Raw genomic sequence first — 7,196 nt, 5'->3', positions numbered from 1 at the left:
TCCTTGAAGTCCTCGTCGTAGGTCCAGCCCTGGGAGATGCCGCGGAACCGGGGCAGCACCATGCGGGACTCCACCAGGCAGGTCTTGTCGTAGTCGCTCAGCTCGGTGATGATGTGCAGGTACTCCAGGGGCTGCTTGCTGTCGGCGGAACAGGTGATGGTGAAGTGTTCGGTATCAAACTCAGGAACGAACACACCGGGCTCCACGATGTTCCAGGCCTGACGGGGGGTGGTCACATAGCCCTTGCCCTTGGTGAAGATGAACAGCTGATTGTGTTCCTTCACGGAGTAGATATCAGGGGTCACGGAGCAGCCGGGCTGGAGGGCGCAGTGGGCAAAGTGGGCCTGATCAAACTCCCCTTCCAGTACCGGCACCTTGGCAAAGCCGTTGACAAAGTCGTATTTCACATCACTGTAACGAGCTACCTTGATCTGAGACATGGTTCGTTTCCTCCTTAAATATTATGAAGATCAGAGCATTTTGCTCAAGAACTCCTGAAGACGCTTATTCTTGGGATGGCTGAAGAACTCCTCAGGCTCGCTGTCCTCCACGATGTAACCGCCATCGATGAAGATAACCCGGTCGGCGGCCTCACGGGCAAAGCCCATCTCATGGGTGACCACCAGCATGGTCATGCCCTCCGCAGCCAGCTTCTTCATGACGTCCAGCACCTCACCCACCATCTCCGGGTCCAGAGCGGAGGTAGGCTCGTCAAAGAGCATGACCTCCGGCTTCATGGCCAGAGCCCGGGCGATGGCGATGCGCTGCTGTTGGCCGCCGGAGAGTTGGTTGGGGTAGGCATCCTTCTTGTCCTCCAGGCCCACAGTTTTGAGCAAAGCCATAGCCCGCTCCTGGCTGCTTTTCTTGTCCTCTCCCTTGACCATGGTGGGAGCCAGCATGATGTTGTCCAGCACCGTCAGGTGGGGAAACAGGTTGAATTGCTGGAATACCATGCCCATGCCCAGCAGGGCCTTTGTGGCCGTCTTGGCGTCGGCGCTGACCAGATCCACGTCGTGGTAGAGGATCTGTCCGCCGGAGGGTTTCTCCAGCAGGTTGAGACAGCGCAGGAAGGTGGACTTGCCGCAGCCGGAGGGCCCTACGATGGCCACCACCTCACCGGGCTGGATCTCAATGTCGATGCCCTTGAGTACCTCATTGTTCTTGAAACTCTTTTTCAACCCCTTGACGCTGATCATACTCATAGCTTCTCCGCCCCCCGTAAATGATACTGTTCTAAGCCAAAGTAACGAACGCTGTTGCGGTAACAAATGTCGGCCGTGATCTCCTCCAGTGCCGCCCGGTCATCGGGCAGCTGTCCGCTCTCTACCCAACCGCCCAGCAGCTCACACAGGATGCGCCGGAAATATTCATGCCGGGTATAGGAAAGGAAGCTGCGGGAATCGGTAAGCATCCCCACAAAGTTTCCCAGCAGGCCGTTGGCCGCCAAAGCCTTCATCTGGGCCTCCATGCCGCCCTTGTTGTCGTTGAACCACCAGGCTGCGCCGTGCTGCATCTTCCCCGCCATGCCCGGCCCCTGGAAGCAGCCCATCAGGGTGATAAGCCCTGCGTTGTCGTTGGGGTCCAGGGAGTAGAGGATGGTCTTGGGCAGGGTGCCCTCCTCCTCCAGGGTGCTGAGGAAGGCGGCCAGGTCGGGCAGGTTTACCCCGGGCCCGATGCTGTCATATCCGGTATCCGGCCCCAGAAGCCGGTACATCCTGGCGTTATTGTTGCGCTGGGCGGCAAAGTGGAGCTGCATCACCCAGTTCCGTTTGGCGTAGCCTCCAGCAAAAAAGAGGAGCAGTGCCGTCTTGTATTTCCACTTCTCCTCCCCGGTCACCTCTTCCCCGGCCAGCCGCCGTTTCAGAATGGTGTCCAGTTCTTCTGTCCCGGCAGGTAAGTAACAGATGTTGTCCAGCCCGTGGTCGGCCACCCGACAGCCGTTGGTATGGAAGAAGTCCATCCTGTTCTCCAGCGCCCCCAGCAGGCTGTCCCAGCCGTCGATCTTCACGTCCGCCGCCTGGCCCAGCCGCTCCAAATAGGCTGCAAACTCCGCCTTCTCCAGGTTCACCGCCTGGTCGGGCCGGAAGGCTGGCAGCACACGGGTCTCCAGGGTGGGATCGGCACTCATTTTGGCATGCCATTCCAGGCTGTCAGCCGGGTCATCGGTGGTACACAGCAGCGTCACGTTGGACTGCTTCAGGATATCCCGGACAGACATCCCATCTCCGATGACCCTGCCGCAGTGGTCCCAGACCTCTTTGGCGTTGGCGCCGGTCAGATGGCCGTCATAGTGGAAGTAGCGGCGCAGTTCCAGGTGGCTCCAGTGATAAAGAGGGTTGCCCGGGGCCCGCTCCAGGGCGTTGGCCCAGGTCTGGAACTTTTCAAAGGGATCGGCGTCGCCGGTCACCAGCCTTTCCTCTGCCCCATTGGCCCGCATCAACCGCCACTTATAATGATCCCCCTCCAGCCAAAGCTGGGTGAGGTCGTGAAAGATGCGGTTCTCAGCAATCTCCCGGGGGCTGACGTGACAGTGGTAATCCAGGATGGGCATCTGCTCCGCCACTGTGTGGTACAGCGACCTGGCTGTATCGGTGGTCAGCAGAAAATCTTCCTCCAAAAAGGGCTTCGCCCTGCTCATACCGTTCCCTCCCATAGTTCGCCCTGACTGATATCCGGTTAATATATCTCTGATATATTTTACGGTTTGAAGATATCACAGTTTATTTGACCTGTCAACCCATAAACCGACGATTCCGCTAAAGAAATTCATTTTCATTTTTGTTTTCTTGTGATAATCTGACAACAACCGATTCTGAAAATGCCACAAAATTGCCCTTCAAAGGCCATATTTATCCCCTCTTTTTCCCGTAGTCATATAATTTATCCCGACCTGAACCTCTATGGTCCCCCTCTTGACGGAGCATTTCCAGACTGGTATACTGCAAAAGATGATATATTACATGAATGTGCAGATGATATATCAGTTCAGCGGCATGATATATCGTCGCAGGAGGAAGTTGCCTATGGCACCTATCAATACCAAACGGGAGACCAGTCTGTCCAAGAAGGCATACGATCAAATCAAATCCATGATTCTGCAAAAAGATCTTGCTCCCGGCCAATTTGTAAATGAGTCTCAGCTCCAGGAATTTCTGGGACTCGGCCGAACACCAGTACGCGAAGCCATCCTGGCGTTGGCTCAGGACAACCTTGTGCAGATTCATCCCCGCAAAGGGATCGAGATTACCCGCCCTACTCCCAAGAGCATCCACGACATTTTCGAGATCCGTTTGCTGCTGGAACCTATGATCCTTCGGCAGTGTTTTTATCAGGTGGACCTTCAGTGGGCCACTGATATGCGAAATCTGCTGCTGGAACACCAGGATGATGAGGCAGGCCAAACCGGTCAGACTGCCTCTCCCCTCATTGCGCTGGATAACAAATTCCATCTGGACCTGGTGGATACCCTTCATAATCAGTATGCTTCCCAACTCATGCGCAGTCTGGTAGATTACCTGAACCTCATTCGCATTACAGCATGGAAACCCCTTCGGTATCAGATCAGCAATCAGGAGCATATTGCCATTCTGGATGCCATCCTTAACCAGCAGCAGGACACTGCCTGCCAGCTTTTGGCGGATCATATTCAGTTGTCCTATGAGGAAGCAATCAATACCATGATGCATTCATCCTTTTGAATCCGCTCAGCGCAGCACTTTAGGGAAACAATAAGGAGTTCATACGGAACCCTGGTGGAATAGAGTTGCGACACAACGAAACCACCTGGAGGGAGCTGTATGAACTGCTGCCATCTTCGCATAAAAGATCGCAGTCGTATACGGGGGGACGGGCTGAGTGATTGAGAGATTGCCCAGCCGGCACACTAAAACGAGGCCTGGCGTTGTTGAACGCCAGGCCTCTTAAAATTCTTGACTTCCGTTCTGCTCAGGGGTTATGGAATTTTGAACTTCGCTCCTATCTTGCACTTCGTTTGACAATTCACCGGCCTATGCTGCAACAGGCTCTTCCTGCTTACAAGGGGTATTCAAAGCAGCGCAGGTTCTCCCAGATGGCGTTTTCAAAGTGGAAGAGAGTAATGCCCACATCATGGAAACCGAGGCCGCTGTAGAGCGAGATGGCAGGGAGATTCCCCTCATAGGTGTCCAGGCGAATGGCCTTGCAGCTGAGAGACCGTCCGTACTCTATGGCGAAGGCCACAAAGGCTTTGGCATAGCCGTGGCCGGAGCAGGAGGGGGGAATGCACAAGGTGTGGATCACCAGCACCTCGTCCCCTTCGGCGGGGATGGACCAGGAGAGATTGGCGTACTCGGGGGGCTGGATGTGGTTGAGGTTGGCCACGCCCACCACCTGCCCGTCTTCCTCCATCACAAAGAAGGTACCGGCCTCCAGGGCTCGGCGGGCATCCTCCCGGGTTGGGTAAACTCCCTTGATCCAGTTGGTGTAATTAACAGTAGCAGCCTGATGGTCCAGAATTTCGTGGTAGATCTCCTCCGCCCGGCCGAGATCCGCCGCAGTACCCTTTCGAATCATAGCAAAGCCTCCTGTTGCGTACGGATAGATAGGAGTATTATACAAGGTAATAGGAACCGCGTCAAAGGTTTCCGGAAAAGTTTAACGTGCAGGGCAGCAGCTGTTGATCCTGCCAATGGCAGCCTGCTGAAAATACAGTGGTTTGGCCGCTTTTCAATCTTGACAGAAAAATAGCCGCAAGCCATAAGAAGTGGCTTGCGGCTATTTCCCCATTTGAGCCTTTTGGGGCCGCCCTTCGGCGTCCGTTTTTGGGTGCTTCAGACTTATACAAACTCGTAGTCTACAAATTTGTCCTCGCCCTGCTTGTTGTCCTTGGTCTCGCCCACAAAGGTGCCCATCACATGGCAGTCGGGGCAGAAGCCGAACTCGGGCTCGGAGGCGAACTCCAGCTCATAGCGGTACTTCTTGCCGCACTGCGGGCACTCATAAAAGAAATAGTAGGTTCCCCAGGTCATTTTTACTTCCTCCTCTTTTTTCTGTTACTTCCCCAGCAGACCCAACCGCTCCAGGATCAAAGCCGCCTGCTCCCGGGTCAGGGGAGCGCCGGGGGCGGTGCCATCAAATACGCCGGCGGTCTTGGCCTTGTTCCAGGCCTCCTCGGCCCAATCGCTCACCGTCCGGGCGGAGACTTCCCCCTCATGGACGGTAAAGGCGGCGTCAAACTGCTCCTGCGTCATCTCCGGTTCACCCCCCTTCAGCCGCGCTTTCACGTCGGCGCGGAGGGTATCCATGCTCTTGCCGTGCTTGGGGAACCACTGCCCCACATCGCTGTGGTTGGAAGCCAGCCCCAGCTTACAGCCTTCCGCATGGTCGATGATGTCCTGCTCCGGGTCCAGGCCGTATTTCTCACACAGATAGGCGCACAGCTCCACCGCCGTGTCGTAGACCTGCTGAAAATAGGCCTTGTTTTTTACCGGGTCGTATCCGATCATGGTGCCGCCTTTGTAGGTGTGTCCGGCAGGCTCCAGGATCTCGAAGCTGATATGGGTGTTGTTGGCCGCGCCGCCGGCGTGCCATCCCCGCCAGTTCCAGGGCAGAGTCTCGGTGACCCCTCCCCGGTGGACGAAGGCATGGACACAGGCGTTCACCCCCGGTTTGTCCCAGGCCTTGAGAAAGACGTTGACGTCCGGCTGGGCCACGCCGGTGGAGTGGACCATGATCCCCTTGGGTTTAATGGTGCGCCCTGCCTTGTAGCAGTCGCTGTTGGTGAGAATATGCTCTGTGATGTGCATTGGCAACCCCTCCGGGTCATCCTATGCGCCTCACAGATCCGCGGTCATTCTTCCTTGGTCTGCTCCTCCAGCTCCGCCCGGCGGGCATCCCTGGCCTGGATGGTCTCCGCCAGACTTCTCTCCGGGCGGGCGTTAATGGTCTGCTGCCAGGCCAGCACCCAGGCCCGCAGCTGTTCCAGTCCCTCCTCCGTCATGGGGAAGGACGTTGTCTCCTCCACGGTGCTGTCCTGGAGCCGCCAGGGCCCCTCCCACACCTGGGCGGTGAGGGAGGGGGGATTCTCCTCATCTCCCTTCACCGGGTCCACCCGGTAGCGCATCCGGCCACCGCTGGCGGTCCAGAAATTGTCGTTTTCAAAGTGGGAAAGCACCGGCAAAAAAATGGCTTCCTCCATTGTGTCAACTCCTTGCAGTATAAAAGCGTGGTATCCAAATTATGATACCACGCTTTTTTGCCCTTTTCAATTCTCGGAATAGCGGGACAAAAACTGACGGGTCCGCTCCTCCCGGGGATTCTCTATGACTTGCCGGGCGGGGCCCTGCTCTACAATGACCCCACTGTCCATGAAGATCACCTGGTCGGCCACATCCCGGGCAAAGGCCATCTCATGGGTGACGATGATCATGGTGGTCTTTTGCTCAGCCAGGGAGCGGATCACCTTCAGCACCTCGCCGGTCAGTTCCGGGTCCAGAGCGGAGGTGGGCTCGTCAAAGCACAGGATGTCGGGCTGGAGGGCCAGGGCGCGGGCGATGGCCACCCGCTGCTGCTGGCCGCCGGAGAGCTGGTGGGGATAGTGGCCCGCCCGGTCACTGAGGCCCATCCGCTCCAGCAGGGCCTGGCCCTGCTCCCGGATGTCCGCCAGTATCTTCTTTTTCCGGGCCTTGAAGTCCGGTTCCTCCCTGGCCAGCAACTCCCGGGCCAGGGTCACGTTCTCCAGAGCGGTATACTGGGGGAACAGGTTGAAGGACTGGAACACCAGTCCGAAGTGGAGCCGCTTTTTCCGCACCTCGGCCTCCCGCTGGGTGGCGGGGTCGTCGGCGTCAAAGAGGGTGTCGCCGTTGACCAGAATCCTGCCCTGGTCGGGCGTCTCCAGAAAGTTCAGGCAACGCAGCAGGGTGGTCTTGCCGGAACCGGAGGAGCCGATAATGGCCAGGGCCTGTCCCTGCTCCAGGGAAAAGCTGATATCCTCCAGCACCCGGGTGGCCCCGAAATGCTTTTCAATGTGCTGTACGTCCAAAACAGGCATGGCGGGGACCTCCTTACTTGAAATAGTCCAGCTTCTTCTCAAACCAGCTGAAGAGCAGGGTGAGAATGCCGTTTGCCACCAGATAGAACACGGCGGTGTAGAACAGGGGCCAGATCATGCCCTTCTTGATGTAGGACTCACCCATCCAGATGATCTCATACACCGAGAT

At 56.9% G+C, this 7,196-nt stretch carries 8 protein-coding genes and 1 pseudogene; 1 reads left to right on the top strand and 8 read right to left on the bottom strand.

The window, feature by feature from the left end; genetic code table 11:
• The 3 genes and pseudogenes from Q0K43_RS09335 to uxaC form a co-directional block, all read right to left on the bottom strand.
• Positions 1 to 440, bottom strand: a pseudogene (locus Q0K43_RS09335) (hypothetical protein); the annotation flags it as partial.
• Positions 441 to 470: 30 nt separating this feature from the next.
• Positions 471 to 1,196 carry an amino acid ABC transporter ATP-binding protein gene (locus Q0K43_RS09330; RefSeq protein WP_297290273.1) on the bottom strand — a complete coding sequence of 242 codons (726 nt, stop codon included), beginning with the start codon at positions 1,194 to 1,196 and terminating at the stop codon, positions 471 to 473.
• Positions 1,197 to 1,198: 2 nt separating this feature from the next.
• Complete coding sequence (gene uxaC / locus Q0K43_RS09325) at positions 1,199 to 2,638, bottom strand: glucuronate isomerase (RefSeq protein ID WP_297290272.1); 1,440 nt, start codon at positions 2,636 to 2,638, stop codon at positions 1,199 to 1,201.
• Between the two features lie 385 nt (positions 2,639 to 3,023).
• On the opposite strand from uxaC, the gene Q0K43_RS09320 reads away from it, so the two are divergent.
• Entirely contained in the window at positions 3,024 to 3,698 is a 675-nt protein-coding gene (locus tag Q0K43_RS09320; RefSeq protein ID WP_297290271.1) for a GntR family transcriptional regulator, read from the top strand.
• Positions 3,699 to 4,032: 334 nt separating this feature from the next.
• On the opposite strand, the gene Q0K43_RS09315 is transcribed toward Q0K43_RS09320, so the two are convergent.
• The 5 genes from Q0K43_RS09315 to Q0K43_RS09295 form a co-directional block, all read right to left on the bottom strand.
• Positions 4,033 to 4,551: a GNAT family N-acetyltransferase gene (locus Q0K43_RS09315; protein ID WP_297290270.1), complete on the bottom strand. Its 519-nt coding sequence runs from the start codon at positions 4,549 to 4,551 to the stop codon at positions 4,033 to 4,035.
• A 263-nt stretch (positions 4,552 to 4,814) separates the two neighbouring features.
• Positions 4,815 to 5,006, bottom strand: a complete 192-nt coding sequence (locus Q0K43_RS09310; RefSeq protein WP_087189476.1) for a hypothetical protein — start codon at positions 5,004 to 5,006, stop codon at positions 4,815 to 4,817.
• 24 nt (positions 5,007 to 5,030) lie between these two features.
• A complete protein-coding gene (locus tag Q0K43_RS09305) occupies positions 5,031 to 5,783 on the bottom strand; it encodes a peptidoglycan recognition protein family protein (RefSeq protein ID WP_297290269.1) in 753 nt (250 codons plus the stop codon).
• A 44-nt stretch (positions 5,784 to 5,827) separates the two neighbouring features.
• Positions 5,828 to 6,175 carry a hypothetical protein gene (locus tag Q0K43_RS09300; RefSeq protein ID WP_297290268.1) on the bottom strand — a complete coding sequence of 116 codons (348 nt, stop codon included), beginning with the start codon at positions 6,173 to 6,175 and terminating at the stop codon, positions 5,828 to 5,830.
• 66 nt (positions 6,176 to 6,241) lie between these two features.
• Positions 6,242 to 7,027, bottom strand: coding sequence for an amino acid ABC transporter ATP-binding protein (locus tag Q0K43_RS09295; protein WP_297290267.1), 786 nt, complete (start codon positions 7,025 to 7,027; stop codon positions 6,242 to 6,244).
• Between the last annotated feature and the right edge of the window lie 169 nt (positions 7,028 to 7,196).

It is taken from the genome of uncultured Flavonifractor sp. (genome assembly GCF_944383115.1).
GTDB lineage: Bacteria > Bacillota > Clostridia > Oscillospirales > Oscillospiraceae > Flavonifractor.
The sequence above is the reverse complement of the archived record's forward strand: the minus strand, read 5'-3'. Positions and strand labels throughout refer to the sequence as shown.